Source organism: Nocardiopsis sp. N85, assembly GCF_028882275.1.
In the GTDB taxonomy this organism is placed as follows: domain Bacteria; phylum Actinomycetota; class Actinomycetes; order Streptosporangiales; family Streptosporangiaceae; genus Nocardiopsis; species Nocardiopsis lambiniae.
The window spans coordinates 134,429-149,968 of the sequence record NZ_JARBUT010000002.1 but is presented as its reverse complement, the minus strand read 5'-3'; the positions used below and the strand labels follow the sequence as shown (position 1 = coordinate 149,968).

Below are 15,540 nucleotides of genomic sequence, written 5' to 3'. Positions count from 1 at the left end.
CCCTTCCGGTGAACACCGGGTGGCATTCGGGAGGCTTCGTCCGGAAACCGTCGAGACTTCTCGGGGCGCCGGTCGGGTCGTGGCGCACCGGGTGACCGGCGACTGGCCTAGAGTGCCGACATGAACGCCAGCGACCAGACACGGACCGACAACGCCCCCGCCCCCGTCACCAAGGCGGTCATCCCGGCGGCCGGCCTCGGCACCCGCTTCCTCCCGGCGACCAAGGCCACTCCCAAAGAGATGCTCCCGATCGTGGACAAGCCCGCGATCCAGTACGTCGTGGAGGAGGCCGTCGCCGCCGAGCTGCGCGACGTTCTCATGATCACCGGGCGCAACAAACGCTCCATCGAGGACCACTTCGACCGCGCCTACGAGTTGGAGGAGGCCCTGGAGGCCAAGGGCGACACCGAGCGGCTGCGCTCGGTCCGCGAGCCCAGCGGTCTGGCCCAGGTGCACTACGTCCGTCAGGGCGAACCGCGCGGCCTGGGGCACGCGGTCCTGTGCGCGGAGGCCCACGTGGGCGACAACCCGTTCGCCGTCCTGCTCGGCGACGACCTCATCGAATCCGCAGACCTGCTGCGTCGCATGATCGAGGTCCGGCACCGACACGGCGGCAGCGTCGTGGCGCTCATGGAGGTCGAGCCCGAACAGGTCTCCCTCTACGGCTGCGCGGGCATCGAACCCACCGACGAGGACGACGTCGTCATCGTCACCGACCTGGTGGAGAAGCCCGCGCCCGAGCAGGCCCCCAGCCGGTGGGCCGTCATCGGCCGCTACATCTGCGACCCGGCGATCTTCCCGATCCTGCACGAGACCCCGCCCGGCCGGGGCGGCGAGATCCAGCTCACCGACGCCCTGCTCGAACTGGCCCGCCGCAAGCCCGAGGACGGCGGCACGGTCCACGGCGTCCTGTTCCGGGGCCACCGCTACGACACCGGCAACAAGGCCGACTACATCCGTACCGTCGTCGACTTCGCCTGCCGCCGCCCCGACCTCGCCGACGAGCTGTTGCCGTGGCTGCGCGAGTTCGTGGACCGTCAGGGGACGTGACGCACGGTCCGGGGACGGGTGCCGTGCCCGGATCCCGAAGGTGGTGACAATGGGGCGTGGGCGCCGCCGGGATCGTTCGGCGGCGCGCGCGTTCCGACCACGAACCCGAGGAGCCCCCGTGAAGAGCGTCGAACAGCACATCGCCGACATCCTGGCCGTGGTCGCCGACCCGCGGCCGGTCGAGGTCGATCTGCTCCGGGCGCACGGCACCGTCCTGGCCGAGACCGTCTCCTCGCCGGTGTCCCTGCCCAATTTCGACAACTCCTCCATGGACGGTTACGCGGTGGTCGCCGCCGACCTGGAGACGGCCTCCCCCGACACCCCCGTGGTCCTGCCGGTGGTCGCCGACATCGCCGCCGGAGACGCCTCGCCCGTCGCGATCCGTCCCGGCCTGTGCGCGCGCATCATGACCGGCGCGCCCCTGCCCATGGGCGCGGACGCGGTCGTCCCGGTGGAGTGGACCGACGGCGACGTCGTGCGGGCCGCCTTCGGCCGCCCGGTCCGGGTGGGGGACTCCATCCGCCGTGCGGGCGGCGACGTCGAGGCCGGCACCGTGGTCCTCCGGTCGGGCGCGCGCATCGGTTCCGGAGAGATGGGCGTCCTGGCCGCCGTGGGGCGGCGCACCGTCTCCGTCTTCCCCCGACCCCGCGTGGTGGTGCTCTCCACCGGCGAGGAACTCGTCGAACCGGGACGTCCCCTGGGGCCCGGCCAGATCTGGGAGTCCAACAGCTTCATGGTGGCCGCCGCCGCCCGCGACGCCGGCTGCGACGTGCACCGGCACGGGTTCGTGGGCGACGACCCGGCCGCGGTCCTCGACGTCCTGGAGGGCCTCCTGGTCCGCGCCGACCTGATCATCACCACCGGTGGGGTGAGCATGGGTGCCCACGACGTCGTCAAGGAGGTCCTGACCGGCCAGGGGACCGTCGAGTTCACCCAGGTGGCCATGCAGCCGGGCAAGCCCCAGGGGTTCGGCGTCATCGGACCGGACCGCACCCCCATCGTCACCCTGCCGGGGAACCCGGTGAGCGCCTTCGTCTCCTTCCAGGTGCTGGTGCTGCCGGCGCTGCGCCGCCTGCGCGGGCTGCCGCCCACCTCCCTGGAGGGCGTTCGGGCCCGGTTGGCCGCACCCGCCACCTCGCCCGGGGGCCGCCGCTCCTTCCTGCGGGGCGTCCTGGAGACGACCGGCCCCGACCGTGAGGCGACGGTGACCCCGCTGACCCGACAGCAGTCGCACCAGTTGTCCGCGCTCACCACCACGAACGCCCTGATCGTCGTGCCCGAGGACGTCACGGAACTCCCTGCCGGAGCCACCGTCGAGGTTCTGGTCCTGCCCCGCCCCGCCTGACCGGGGAGGGTCTCCGGAGTTCCCGGCGCCGGGGCGACCGCGGTGGGTCGGGGCCGGACGGGGTCGACGTGCCGTACCTTCGTGGAGGGCGCGGCGCGACCGCGTCCCCACGGTTGCGAACACGGAGGACGACGATGAGCGACACCCCACGACCGGACGGGCACCCCGGCGGGCTCACCCACCTGGACGCGTCGGGCGCGGCGCGCATGGTCGACGTCTCCGCCAAGGACGTCAGCGCCCGCACCGCCACGGCCACCGGCAAGGTGCTGCTGAGCGGCGAGGCCGTCGCCGCGCTGCGCGGGGGAGGGGTGCCCAAGGGCGACGCCCTCGCGGTGGCGCGGATCGCGGGCATCCAGGGGGCCAAACGCACCCCCGACCTGGTCCCGCTCTGTCACCCCATCGCCGTGCACGGCGTGGACGTGGAACTCACCGTCGTGGACGAGGGCGTCGACATCCGGGCCACCGTGCGCACCGCCGATCGGACCGGGGTGGAGATGGAGGCGCTCACCAGCGTCATGACCGCCGCCCTGGGCCTGGTGGACATGGTCAAGGCCGTCGACCCCGAGGCCGAGGTCACCCGGGTCCGGGTGGAGGAGAAGACCGGCGGTAAGAAGGGCCACTGGAGGCGGAGCGGTGAGTGAGACCCGTGCGCCGCGTGTGGCCGTCGTGACGGCGTCCAACCGGGCGTCGGCCGGTGTCTACCCCGACAGGTCCGGTCCGGTCATCGTCGAACGGCTGCGCGCCCTCGGCTGCGAACCGCTCGGGCCGTGGGTGGTGCCGGACGGCCCACCGGTCGCGGAGGCCATCGAACGGGCCCTGGCCGAACACGCCGAGGCGGTACTCACCACCGGCGGCACCGGCGTGACCCCCCAGGACCTCACCCCCGAGGCGACCCGGTCCCTGATCACCTACGAGGTCCCGGGGATCGCCGAGGCGATCCGGGCCGCGGGACGGGAGAAGGGGGTGCCGACCTCCATCCTCTCCCGTGGCCTCGCGGGTGTGATCGTGCGCGGTGACCGGCGTCTGCTCGTGGTCAACCTCCCCGGGTCACGGGGAGGCGCGAGCGACGGGATGGACGTTCTGGCACCGGTGCTGGGACACGCCCTCGACCAGTTGCGTGGTGCGGATCACCCTCGTTCCGAATGAGTCGGGCAATGACACAAATCACATCTCGGGCATTCCGTCCGCAGAGAATTCCTTGACCCGCACCCTTATTTCCGGTGCCGGACTATCCGCATTAGACCCCGTCCGTTTCTGGTGCGCCGGGTGACCCCCGACGCGCCGTGCCCGAGGAGTGGAATACTGGAGACCCCTGTCGGCGCCCGAACGCCGGCGGCGTCGGCGAAGGGACGGTCGTGAATCGCAGACAAGGGTGGCCCGTCACCTTGGAGGAGGGGCCGGTCGCACTCCGGCCGCTCCGTCTCCGCGACGCCACCGCCCTGCGCGACACCCGTGCCCGCAACGCGGAGTGGCTACGCCCCTGGGAACCGACCTATCCGGAGATGCCCCTGCGCACCACCGGCCTGTCCCCCTACATCGCCATGATCCAGGCCGTCCGCAGGGAGGCCCGCCAGGGGCTGTCCATGCCGTGGGCGGTGCTCTACGAGGGGCGCTTCGTCGGTCAGCTCTCCGTGGGCGGCATCGTCTGGGGATCGGCCCGGTCGGCGCAGATCGGCTACTGGATCGACGGTGCCCACGCGGGGCGCGGTATCACCCCGACGGCCGTGGCGCTGGCCGTGGACCACTCCTTCTTCCGTGCCGGGCTGCATCGGATCGAGGCCAACGTCCGTCCCGAGAACAAGGCCAGCAGGCGGGTCGTGGACAAGCTGGGCTTCCGGGACGAGGGTGTGCGCAGACGCCAACTGCACATCGACGGCGACTGGCGCGATCACATCTGTTACGCGCTCACGGCCGAGGAGGTGCCGAACGGGCTGCTGCACCGGTGGCGCATGGGGAGAGCCCCGGGGTCTCCACCGGAGTCCGATTCCGGCCCCGGTTCCGCTTTGGGGCCACAAGGCCCGAACGGCGGCGGAGATCCCCACCACCCGGCGAGTCCGCACCCCGGTTCGAACTGAACGTGGCACGATCTCGGGTGTGACCGGAACTTAAACCTCTCTTTAGCGACATTGATCAATTACTTTGCGTTGAATTGGCATTGCTCTGTGCAGTCATCCTTTGACCTGCGCCGAAGCCCAGTCGCCCCGGATGGCCGAAACTGAGAGTCCACAATCTTGCGACACTCCGGTCAGAATGTGGCGCATTTATGGACACGGGGTCGTACCGTGCGGAACATAGACGCATTGACGATGCGGGCAGCGCGCGGATATGCCCGGGACCACTCCCGGGAACGTCCGAGGTCAGGAACCCCGTCCCCGGGACGGACGTTCCCCTCTCCGGACGAGCCGCGCGGGGCGGTGTCGACGACGTGTCGAGCAACGTTCAGTGGCCGTCATCGTGAGGAGGGGTGATGAGCAGCTCTCCTCTGTATTTGGCCATCGTGGTCGTATGGCTCATCGTCCTCGTGCCGATGCTGCTGCGGAAGGACCCCGTGGACGTCGTCCACGAGGAACCGCGGCGCGAGGACGAGGACATGGAGACCATGGGGGATGCCGAGGTTCCGGAGGACGACGATGAGGGGATCGAAGGCGAGGTCCTTCTGATGGGGGAACCGGCGCCGCCCGTCCCGATCATCCGGGAGCGCCGCTCCCGGGTGATGGCCCGCCGGCGACGCCGCACCACCACGCTCGTCCTCCTCACCCTGGGCACGGTGATCGCCGTCGCGTTCGGGCTGGGGCCCTGGTGGGTGATCCTCCCGCCGGTGCTCCTGCTGGGCGGTCACCTGGCCCTGCTCCGCGAGGCCGCCAAGGCCGACGCCGAACACCGGGCCGCCGTCATCGAGGTCCGGCGCCAGGTCGCCCTGCGGGAACGGAGGGCGGTCGAGCGTGAGGAGCGCGAGGAGCGGGAGGCCGAACGCGAGGCCGAGATCATCGCCCTGCGCGATCGCCGCAACCAGGTCTACGACCAGTACGCCGACGCCCGCCTGCGCGCGGCCGGCGACTGACCCGGGCCCGGGGGTGCCCCCGAACCGGTTCGGAGCATCCCCGGATCCCTGCTAGGCTTATCTCGTCTTCAAGGGGCTATGGCGCAGTCCGGTAGCGCACCTCGTTCGCATCGAGGGGGTCTGGGGTTCAAATCCCCATAGCTCCACCGAAGAAAAGAAGGTCCTCTCCCTTTCCGGGGAGAGGACCTTCGTCGTTTCCCGGGAGGGTGTCCGGGTCCCGAAGGCGGGACACCGCCGTGCCGCGGGGGCTTCGTCGTATCCGGGGCGGTCGGGGCCGCCCGGGGCGTGAGCGTGCGGCGCCATCACGACCTCTGTGGAGCCCTCCGGGCTTGGACGTCCCGGGCCGGTTCGGCGGCTGAGCGGGGGCGTGCGACGGGGGCCCGTGCGCGGCACGGGCCCCCGTCGGCCTCGGGTGGTCGGACTATCCCCTCGCGCGGGGTGTCGATTCCGGACCGGAGCCCCGAGTGTCACCGGCGAAGCGGCTATCCCCTCGGGCGGGGGCCGGTGCGCCACCAGAATACTGCGCCGGCTTCGATCCCGGGCGGGATCGGCCGATTCCGGACCGGTCAGGACACGTACCGGGCGCGGACGGCGTAGATGGCCGCCTCGGTGCGGGAGTGGACCTGGAGTTTCCCCAGGATGTTGCGCACGCGGGCCTTCACCGTGTTCTCGGTGATGAACGGCCGTTCGCCGATCCCCCGGTCGTTGAGGGGGGCCGGGTGACCAGCCTGAGCACCTCGGTCTCCCTCGGTGTGAGCCGGGAGATCACCGGCGGCTCCGGCGGGGGCCGTCCTGTTCGGCCGACTCGGCGAACTCCCCGATGAGTCGGGTCGCCATGGTGGGGTTGATGAAGGAACGTCCGTCGGCGATGCCGCGCAACGCCCGGGGCGGGTCGGTGACCGCGATCTCCTTGAGCGGGTGGCCGCTCGCGCCGACCTTGGGCGCGTCGAGCAGGTCGGACTCCTCGTCGCTCATGGTCAGCATGACGAGCCTGGTGTTCGGCACCGCCTCGCGGATGCGCGGACAGGCCTCGATGCCGCGGGCGTGCGGCATCCACACGTCCATGAGGACCACGTCGGGACGGGACCGGACGGTGAGCCGGCCGGCCTCTTCGCCGTCCCCCGCCTCGCCGACCACGTCGATGTCCGCCTCCTCGTCCAGGACGGACACCGGCCCGCGCCGGAAGAAGGCGTGGTCGTCCACGACCATGACGCGGATGGTGCGGCACCGTTGAGGGGGATGCCCCCGGGGGAACGGGTGAAGGGGACGTGCTCGGGGGTGCGGGCTCACGACGGGCGCCTCCTCGCGCGTGACGCCGGGAGGGGACTCCACGTTCCGTCCGGACCCTTCGCGTGCGGGACGGTCGGGGACTCGGACGGGTCCTTCCTGCCTTCGGGTGGGGTTTCCAGGGGCCGCGCGGGTAACGGATGAACTCACCCCTCGGCATCCGGGTCGACTCATCAGGAAACGGGCGTCCTGTGGGGTGGATCGCGCCCTCGGGAAGGGCGGTCGTCGACTTTTCCAGAAAAGAGACCGGCAATATATCGAGGTTTCGTACGTCCATAACAGGGGTCGGGGGTCGGAGGAGTCACCTGGGGGGCGAGGTGATCTGTCGCAAGGTAATTACGGAGAGTGATGGACGGCCACTGTTCCTCCGTGGTCCCGTTGGTGGAGGTCGAGAGGCGGGTTCGGAAGGGTTTATCCGGGCGTCCTCGATATGCAGGGCGAAGGGATCTTCATTCCGGTTGGTATGGGGTTCCGTGGCTCCTCCGGTCGCCGGATCCCGCAATCTCCCCGTGCTCACCCTCGGTTATGGGGGAGTATCCGATTTTGCCATTGAGCGGCCTTGTTTTTGCAGGTCGTCGGGGAGGGTGTGCTCTGCGATCGCGAATGCGTGCCGCTGATCTGCGGTTCCGCGGGGGTCGTGTAGTCGGATCGCTGCCCTTCTGTCCTTTGTGTTCTGGTTCGTCATAAAAAGATGAACTTCGAGTGAGGGTCTTGCCGAGGGTGGTCGGGTGGTCCACAGTGGTCCAGGGATGGGCTGAAACCACACGAAAGGTACATGCCATGATCAAGCAGACGCTTTGCGCCCGCGAGAGCGGATGGGTTTGGCTCTGACACGTGGTCCCGGAGGGCCCGGTCGCCCGACGACCCCTGATCACGGTCGTCGGGGCGGCCGGGCCCTCGCGTGTTTCCAGGCGGGACCTGTGAGGATTTGACGCCACGGGCCCTCGGGTAGGGAAAGGGCGAGACCCCCCGGCCTCGGGCCGGACAGCGCCGATCGTGAAGGGGCGGACCATGTCCGACTCCCCCCAGTACCCTGATGGCCATCGGTACCCCGAGGAATCGGAGCCGGCCGGAGGCTACGAGCCCCCGCCCCTGCCGCCCCGGCCCCGTTTCGACCCGCCGCCCCCCGAACCCGCGAGCGAGGAGCCCCCACCCGCCGCCGCCGAACGCTTTCGACGCACCAGCCCCGCCCGACTGCGCGCCATTCCCGTCGAACGCGGTCGGGGGTACTGGCGGTTGATCACCGGGACCCTCGTGTACGTGATGATCGTCGGCGGAATGGCGGACTACGTCGACCCCTCCGCGCGGGCCGTCGCCCACCTGGTGTTCTGGGCGCTCATCGCGGTCGCGTTCGGCGTCACCGTCGCCCGCGAACGCCGCAACGACTGGTCGCCGGAACCGCGCTGGCCCTGGGCGGCCGCCGCCATCGGCGGGGCGTTGATCACCGAGGTCCTCATCATCGCCGTCGGCTCGCCCGCCATCATCGTCGGCTCGATCATCCTGGCGGCCCTGGGACTCTTCGTCCTCATGCTCGCCGGTTGACGGGACGGGATCCGGTCAGGTGGCCTCGTCGTCGAAGGGGGGCCGTTTGCCGTTGAGCCGGGCCACCGGCTTGGCCTCGGGCTCCTCGTCGCCCTCCCAGAAGTGCTTCTGCACGAACCGCTTGGGGTTGAGGTCCTGGACGTCGAAGTCCTTGTACTCCGGTCCCAGGCCCTCCTTGATGTCCTTGGACGCGGAGTTGGCCATGGTCCGCAGCTGGCGGAGCACCCGGCCCACCTGCTGGGCGGCCTTGGGGAGCTGGTCCGGCCCGAAGATCAGCAGCGCGAGCAGGAGGAGGACGACGAACTCTCCTCCGCTGATGTTGAACATGCGCGATCCTCGTTCTTCGTGTACCGACCGGCTTCAAGCAGGTTAACCGGTATCGGTGCGGTTGGGTAACCGTGCCCGGATCGGCGGGGTGACACGGGAGTGAACGGGTCGGGACACGGCCGACCCCCCGCCCCGAGGGAGGGACGGAGGGTCGGGAACGCGTGTGGTGGGAACGGTCGAGCCCGTCCCGCCGGGCCCGGGGGCCCGCCACGATCGTCAGATCGCGCGGACGTCCGCGGCCTGCGGGCCCTTGGGGCCCTGGATGATGTCGAACTCGACCCGCTGGTCCTCTTCCAGGTTCCGGAAGCCGCTGCCCGAGATCGCCGAATAGTGCACGAACACGTCGGGCTGACCGCCCTCGACGGCGATGAACCCGAAACCCTTTTCAGAGTTGAACCACTTCACGGTGCCCTGAGCCATGTGCTCTCCCTTGGGGACTACAACGGGGCCGCACCCTGCTGGCCCCGGGTCGCCGGGCGCCGAACCGACGAGATCATCCCCCGTAAAAGCGCCCACGTGAAGTTCCGCGAGGCGCCTCGGGCATCCATGGAAACTACAACAGCAACCAGTTGCAGACAGTACCAGGGAGGGGGGTCCCCTGCCGAGGCTTTCGGCGCGGGAATCCCCCCTCTCCGCTTGTCCTGTTTCGGCTACGCGAAAGCATTGATTTCCTTCCGCGCTGCCACTAATGGAGAAACGGACCGTTCTTCGTCAAAGCAGGTCACGCCACCGCGTCGCGACCGTAGATCCACACGCGGAACCACAGACGGTCGTCCCACAGTTCGGCGTCCAGCGGATAGGCGGCCAGCACCGGGTACAGGTAGGCGAAGTGGGCGATGATCAACAGCATCACGACACCGAAGACCACACCGCCGACCGCCCGCAGATAGGGAGAGAAGCGCGGGCTCTCCTCGCCCGCGCCCATCACCAGTCCCAGCATCAGCACGATCGCCAGGATCAGGAAGGGCAGCATCGGCAGCGCGTAGAAGAGGAACATGGGGCGGTCGGGGAACGCGAACCACGGCAGCCACCCGGCGGCCACGCCCAGCAGCACCGCGCCCGCCCGCCAGTCGCGGAAGGTCACCCACCAGCCCACGAGCACCGTCAGGGCGATGATGGACAGCCACCACACGATCGGCGTCCCGATGGAGACGATCGAGGTCACGCAGTCCCCGCTCGGGCAGCCCACGGCCTCACCGTTGTAGTGGAACATCACCGGCATCCGCATGATGATCCACTCCCACGGCTGGGAGATGTAGGTGTGGTCGCTGCTCAGGTTCTCGTGGAAGCCCATCATGGCCTGGTGGTACTTCCACAGGCTCACCAGGGCCTCCACCGGGGAGGCCAGGAAGCCCGGCAGGAGGTCCGGCGCCAGGCCGTCGGCCTCGTCCCGCCCGTACCCGCCCCGGGTGAACAGCCAGCCCGACCACGACACCACGTAGACGACCCCGGCCACCACCACGGTCTGCACGAACGCCGGGATCGCGTCGAAGCCCAGCCATCGCAGGGCCGGGCTCCGCTGACCGGCGCTGCTGCGCGCCCCGTAGTCCCACGCCACGGTGAGCAGGCCGAAGGCCGCGATGAAGAACAGGGCCGACCACTTGGTGCCCACCGCCAGGCCGAAGCACAGCCCGGCCGCCAACCGCCACCAGCGCATCCCCAACCAGCCGACCGTCGTCACGTTCATCCCGGACTCGGCCAGCCGCGCCAGGCGTTCCCTCGTCTTGTCCCGGTCGACCACCAGGCAGGCGAAGCCGGCGAGGATCCACAGGGTGAGGAAGATGTCGAGCATCGCGACGCGGCTCAGCGTGAAGTGCAGGCCGTCCAGCGCCAGGATCACACCGGCCGTGCAGCCCAGCAGGACCGAGCGGGTCATCCGGGTGGCCACCCTGACCAGGATGAGGACCGAGGCGATACCGGCCAGGACGGACGCGAAGCGCCACGCCTCCGGGGTCATGGACTCACCGAACGGGAACAGCGCCCACAGCCGGTCGCCCAGCGCGATCATCCACTTGCCCACCGGCGGGTGCACGATGAAGTCGCCGCCGCCGGCGAAGATGTCCGTCTCGCCGTTCTGGAGCAGGACGTCGGCCTTGACGGGTTCCTCGATCGTCTCGTGCTCGTAGCCGAACCTCCAGAGGCCGTAGGCGTCCTTGGCGTAATAGGTCTCGTCGAAGTAGATCCGCTCGGGCTGACCGAGGCCGACGAACCGGAGGGCACCGGCGAAGGCCGCGACGAGAACCGCGCCCAGCCAGGCGATCCACGCGGGGGTGGGGTCGGCGGGCAGGAACCGTGCGCGCAGGGGGGACCGACGCGGGGGGGCGGGTGGGGTCGAATCGACCTCGGAGGAAAGTGCGGTGCTGGTCATCTCGGCTCGTAGGTTGGGGTCGGAGATGGTCGTCCGTGTGCGGACGCGCCGGCAAACAGGTTTCGGGTGGTGTGGTAGAGCCACCGTAGCGTGACAGGACGGGGATCACAGTGGTTGAGGGCGACCGTACGGCGGAGCGGGTGGGGACGCTGACCCTGGCCGGGCTCCCCATCGGGAACATCGAGGACGCGCCGCCCAGGCTGCTGCGCGTCCTGACGGAGAGTCGGGTCATCGCGGCCGAGGACACCCGCAGGCTACGTCAGTTCGCGACCCGGGCGGGGGTGCGTCCCGGTGGGGCCGAGGGGGCCCGGATCGTTTCCTATTACGACGCCAACGAGAGCCGCCGCACGGAGGAACTCCTCACCGACCTGCGCGAGGGGAGGGACGTCCTGGTGGTCACCGACGCCGGCATGCCCGGGGTGTCCGACCCCGGTTACCGGCTGACGGCGGCCTGTGCGGCGGAGGGCATCCCGGTCACGGCCGTGCCGGGACCGTCGGCGGTGACCACGGCGTTGGTGGTCTCCGGACTGCCCACCGACCGATTCTGCTTCGAGGGCTTCCCCCCGCGCAAGGGCCTGTCGGGATATCTGACCGAGCTGGCGGGCGAACGCCGCACCATGGTGTTCTTCGAGAGCCCGCACCGGGTCGCCGCCACCCTGGCGGCGATGGCGGAGGCCTTCGGGGCCGACCGGCGGGCGGCCGTGTGCCGCGAGCTCACCAAGACCTATGAGGAGGTGCGGCGCGGCGGACTCGCCGAGCTGGCGGTCTGGGCGGCCGACGGAGTCAGGGGAGAGGTCTCCGTGGTCGTCGAGGGGGCCCGGCCCGCGGGCGGGGCGGCCACCGACGAGCAGCTCATCGCGGCGGTGGCCGCGCTGGAGGAGGACGGCGAGCGACGCAAGGACGCGATCGCCCGGGTGGCCAAGGAGGTGGGCGTGCCCAAGCGCCGCGTCTACGACCTCGTGCACGGGATCGCCGCCGACGCTGGGGAGTGACCCGGAACCTTTCCGCCGGTGGCGCGTCAAACCCGACGGAACGCCTTTCACCCATGAGGAGACATGACCATGCGCAGCGCACTCTTCCAGCAGGCACGGGAGATCGGTCAGCCGGGGATGCACCTTCAGAACCACAAGATGCTCCGGGTCGGCCTGAACGGAGAGTTCCACGCGCGCCAGGGGGCGATGGTCGCCTACCAGGGCAACGTCGACTTCGACTACCAGGGCGCGGGCAGTGTGGGCCGGTTCTTCAAGAAGGCGTTCACCGGTGAGGGCATGCCCCTGATGAAGGTGAGCGGTCAGGGTGACGTGTTCCTGGCCCGCGACGCCTGGGACGTCCACCTCATCGACCTGGAGGGCGACGACGCCATCACCGTCAACGGCGACAACGTGCTGGCCTTCGAGTCCGGGCTCTCCTGGGACATCCAGCGGGTCCAGGGCGCCGGCATCACCGCGGGCGGCCTGTTCAACACCACGTTCACCGGCCGGGGGCGCATCGCCATCGCCTGCCACGGCACCCCTGTACTGCTCGACATCGACCAGCCGACCTTCGTCGACACCGACTCCGCCGTCGCCTGGTCGGCCTCGCTGCGCACCGGGGTGCGCCGCACCATGAAGATCGGCGCCCTCATCGGTCGCGGCAGCGGCGAGGCGTTCCAGCTGGCGCTGGAGGGGCAGGGCTTCGTCCTGGTGCAGGCCTCCGAGGGGGCGCCCGTCCCGGTCCAGGCGGGCTGACCGGACCGCGTACACGGAGCGCCCGGAGTCCGCCGATACGCGCTCCGCGATGGCCGGCCCGTGCGCGCAGAGGGCCCCGGGGACGCATGCGTCCCCGGGGCCCTCTCAGCGCCTTCTCGGCCCTCCGCCGGTGCTTCGGGCCGTGCCCGGACGGCTAGACGACGGCGCCGTCGTCGGCCTCGCGGGCCGCCTTGGCGGCGACGCGCTGCTTGGCCTTGCGCTCCTTGATGACGTGCGGCGGCGGCGTCCTGTCCCACTTCTGCAACCAGATGGCCAGCGGGACGGCGACGAACACCGTCGACACCACACCCGTCGTCAGACCGATCAGCATCGCGATGGAGAAGTCCTGGAGCGAGGACCCGCCGAAGAAGGTCAGGAAGCCCAGGATGATCCACGCGCCGACGGTCGTGTTGACGGTACGGGGCAGGGTGTTGATGATCGCGCGGTTGGCGATCTCCGTGAACGACGACTTCTCGTCACGCGCCCACTCGTCGCGGATACGGTCGAACACCACGACCGTATCGTTGACCGTGAAGCCGATGACGCTCAGGATCGCGGCGAGGAACACCCCGTCGATCGGCTTGCCCAGCCAGATGAACAGGCCGATCACCAGCAGGATGTTGAACGCCAGCGACAGCATCGTGGAGACGCCGAACGACCAGCGGAAGCGCCAGGCCAGGTAGATCATCTGGAGGGCCAGCGCCGCGCCCAGCGCGATGAGCGCCCGGTTGCGCAGCTCGTCGCCCATGCTCGGGCCGATGAGCTCGTCGCTCACCACCTCGGCACCGCCGGTCGCCTCCGACAGCGCGTCGGTGATCGAGGCCGCGTCGGCGTCGTTGAGCTGACCGGTGCGCACGGAGATGTCGCCGTCGCCGGCCTCCTGCACCACGGCCGTGTCCGAACCCGCGAAGCCCAGGTCCGAGACGATCGCGCGGGCCTCGTCCACGCTCACCGGGTCGTCCCCGGTGATCGCGTACTCCAGGACCCGGCCGCCGGTGAACTCCACGCCCAGGTTGACGTTCTGCACGACCGGGCCGACCAATGCGGCCACCACCAGCGCACCCGCGACGATGAGCGCCTTGGAGCGGTGCTTCATGAGGTCGGGGTTCTTCTTCACCAGCCAGGTACGGACCGGGCCGATCCGGTCCAGGCCGCTGATGGCCGGGTGCTTGCGCATGAACGCGCGGCGCACCGCCCACTCCACCAGCACGCGGGCGATGATCAGCGCCGAGAACATCGACACGAGCGTACCGATGCTCAGGGTGACACCGAAGCCCTGGACGGTGCCGGAGGCCAGGAAGAACAGCAGGCCGGCGGCGAGCAGCGTGGTGACGTTGGTGTCGATCACCGCGCTCCACGCCTTGCCGGTGCCCTCCACGAAGCCCTTCTCCAGGCTCGGCGGGATGGCGCGACGGCGACGTCGGGCCAGGGCGCCACCGGACTTGCCGGTGTCCTCATCGCCGTCCTGGCCCTCCTTCATACCGGCCGAGCGGTTGGCCTCGTAGACCGACCGCTGCCGCTGGTACTCCTCACGGGCGCGCTCGAAGATCAGCACGTTGGCGTCGATGGCCATGCCGATCGCGAGCACGAAACCCGCCAGACCGGGCAGGGTCAGTGTCGCCCCCAGCGCGACCAGCGCGCCATAGGCGATCAGGGTGTAGAACGCCAGCGCGATCGAGGCCAGGAAACCGACCACGCGGTAGACCAGCGTGATGTACAGCGCGGTGAAGGCGATGCCCAGGATCGCCGCGATGGCGCTGGCCTGGATGGCCTCGGCGCCCAGGGTCGGGCCGACCGTCTGGCGCTGGACCTCGGTGACCGGCAGCGGCAGCGAGCCGCCCTCGATGAGGACGGCCAGCTCGTTGGAGGTCTCCCGGGTGAAGGTGGGGCTGGTGATGGTGGTCGAGCCACCCGGCATACCGGTCTCGCAACCGATCTCCGGGTTCACCTCCGGGGCGGAGATGATCTGGTCGTCGAGCACGATCGCCACCCGGCGGCGCGGGTCGCCCTGCGGGTAGCAGGCCGCCTCACCGGTGAGCTCGCGCCACTGATCGCGACCCTCGCCCCGGAAACTGACGTTGACGACCCACTGGGCGCGGTTGACGTTGTCGAGGCCGGCCTCGGCGCTGGACACCCGGTCGCCCTTGATGACGGTCTCGCCGAGCTGGAGGTGGTTGCCGTCGGCGTCCGGGAGCGTCACGGCGACGTCCTCGGGGTTCTCCGCGCTGGGGCCGGCGGGGGCCTGGCCCTGGCCGCCGCCCATGCCGCTGATGAGGTCCTGGAGCTCCTGGTCGGTCAGGTCGCCTTCGCCGGAGCCCTCCTCGGTGCCCTCCTGGGCGTCCGCGCCCTCCTCGTTGTCGGAGGGGGCCCGGGCCTCGTCCGCCTCGCCCCGCGGGGCGTTGGCGGAGTCGCCGGGGGCCTGGACGCCCTGGCCGCCGGCCTGTCCCACGCCCAGGACGGGGTGGAACGACAGCTGGGCGGTCTGGCCGACGATCTGGGCGGCCTCGGCCGGGTCCTGCACGCCGGGCAGCTCGACGATGATCCGGTTCTCACCGGATCGGGACATGGTCGCCTCGGCCACGCCCAGGCGGTCGATGCGCTGGCGGAGCACCTCGACGACCTGGTCGGTGTTCTCGGAGCTGGCCGGGGTGCCGTCGGGGCCGTCCTGGGTCTCCAGGACGATCTGGGTGCCGCCGCTCAGGTCGAGGCCCAGGCGGGGCGGGATGAACCACGCCGCGCCGAACGCGACGAGGATGACGAGCAGGGATATGAGGGCGCGCGTCCAGCGCGCCCCGGCTCCCGTTTGAGTGGACAAGGGGTCGGTACCTCTCAC

General features: G+C 70.3%; 13 protein-coding genes, 1 tRNA gene and 1 pseudogene. 10 read left to right on the top strand and 5 right to left on the bottom strand.

All coding sequences use genetic code 11. The features are described from left to right. Positions 1–120: 120 nt before the first annotated feature. The 7 genes from galU to PWG71_RS04625 all read left to right on the top strand — a co-directional run bounded on the left by galU (position 121) and on the right by PWG71_RS04625 (position 5,602). Positions 121–1,050 carry a UTP--glucose-1-phosphate uridylyltransferase GalU gene (gene galU, locus PWG71_RS04655; RefSeq protein WP_274808253.1) on the top strand — a complete coding sequence of 310 codons (930 nt, stop codon included), beginning with the start codon at positions 121–123 and terminating at the stop codon, positions 1,048–1,050. Positions 1,051–1,168: 118 nt separating this feature from the next. Beyond that, positions 1,169–2,395: a molybdotransferase-like divisome protein Glp gene (glp, locus tag PWG71_RS04650; RefSeq protein ID WP_274808252.1), complete on the top strand. Its 1,227-nt coding sequence runs from the start codon at positions 1,169–1,171 to the stop codon at positions 2,393–2,395. Positions 2,396–2,529: 134 nt separating this feature from the next. Further along, a complete protein-coding gene (gene moaC, locus PWG71_RS04645; protein WP_274808251.1) occupies positions 2,530–3,036 on the top strand; it encodes a cyclic pyranopterin monophosphate synthase MoaC in 507 nt (168 codons plus the stop codon). Continuing rightward, positions 3,029–3,541 carry a MogA/MoaB family molybdenum cofactor biosynthesis protein gene (locus PWG71_RS04640; RefSeq protein ID WP_274808250.1) on the top strand — a complete coding sequence of 171 codons (513 nt, stop codon included), beginning with the start codon at positions 3,029–3,031 and terminating at the stop codon, positions 3,539–3,541. The genes moaC and PWG71_RS04640 overlap by 8 nt, the downstream gene beginning before the upstream one ends. A 209-nt stretch (positions 3,542–3,750) precedes the next feature. Then, the gene (locus PWG71_RS04635) at positions 3,751–4,470 is read left to right on the top strand and encodes a GNAT family N-acetyltransferase (RefSeq protein ID WP_274808249.1); all 720 of its coding nucleotides are present in this window, start codon (positions 3,751–3,753) and stop codon (positions 4,468–4,470) included. 392 nt (positions 4,471–4,862) lie between these two features. Next, entirely contained in the window at positions 4,863–5,456 is a 594-nt protein-coding gene (sepX, locus tag PWG71_RS04630) for a divisome protein SepX/GlpR (protein ID WP_274808248.1), read from the top strand. Positions 5,457–5,528: 72 nt separating this feature from the next. Further along, positions 5,529–5,602 (top strand) — tRNA-Ala (locus PWG71_RS04625). 420 nt (positions 5,603–6,022) lie between these two features. Here PWG71_RS04625 and PWG71_RS04620 read toward each other — a convergent pair. After that, positions 6,023–6,746: pseudogene (locus tag PWG71_RS04620) on the bottom strand (response regulator). Between the two features lie 1,008 nt (positions 6,747–7,754). Between PWG71_RS04620 and PWG71_RS04615 the strand changes: the two are divergent. Further along, complete coding sequence (locus PWG71_RS04615; RefSeq protein WP_274808247.1) at positions 7,755–8,285, top strand: hypothetical protein; 531 nt, start codon at positions 7,755–7,757, stop codon at positions 8,283–8,285. Between the two features lie 15 nt (positions 8,286–8,300). On the opposite strand, the gene PWG71_RS04610 is transcribed toward PWG71_RS04615, so the two are convergent. The 3 genes from PWG71_RS04610 to PWG71_RS04600 all read right to left on the bottom strand — a co-directional run bounded on the left by PWG71_RS04610 (position 8,301) and on the right by PWG71_RS04600 (position 10,980). Then, positions 8,301–8,612 (bottom strand): sec-independent translocase, encoded by a 312-nt coding sequence (locus tag PWG71_RS04610; RefSeq protein ID WP_274808246.1) that lies wholly within the window; start codon positions 8,610–8,612, stop codon positions 8,301–8,303. Between the two features lie 216 nt (positions 8,613–8,828). Further along, a complete protein-coding gene (locus tag PWG71_RS04605; RefSeq protein ID WP_274808245.1) occupies positions 8,829–9,032 on the bottom strand; it encodes a cold-shock protein in 204 nt (67 codons plus the stop codon). A 301-nt stretch (positions 9,033–9,333) separates the two neighbouring features. Next, on the bottom strand, positions 9,334–10,980 hold the full coding sequence (locus PWG71_RS04600; protein WP_274808244.1) for a dolichyl-phosphate-mannose--protein mannosyltransferase: 1,647 nt from the start codon (positions 10,978–10,980) through the stop codon (positions 9,334–9,336). A gap of 110 nt (positions 10,981–11,090) precedes the next feature. On the opposite strand from PWG71_RS04600, the gene rsmI reads away from it, so the two are divergent. Next, positions 11,091–11,972 (top strand): 16S rRNA (cytidine(1402)-2'-O)-methyltransferase, encoded by an 882-nt coding sequence (rsmI, locus tag PWG71_RS04595; protein WP_274808243.1) that lies wholly within the window; start codon positions 11,091–11,093, stop codon positions 11,970–11,972. Positions 11,973–12,041: 69 nt separating this feature from the next. Then, positions 12,042–12,707, top strand: coding sequence for an AIM24 family protein (locus PWG71_RS04590; protein ID WP_274808242.1), 666 nt, complete (start codon positions 12,042–12,044; stop codon positions 12,705–12,707). Positions 12,708–12,861: 154 nt separating this feature from the next. Here the strand turns inward: PWG71_RS04590 and secD are convergent, their stop codons facing one another. Next, positions 12,862–15,522 (bottom strand): protein translocase subunit SecD, encoded by a 2,661-nt coding sequence (secD, locus tag PWG71_RS04585; RefSeq protein ID WP_274808241.1) that lies wholly within the window; start codon positions 15,520–15,522, stop codon positions 12,862–12,864. Between the last annotated feature and the right edge of the window lie 18 nt (positions 15,523–15,540).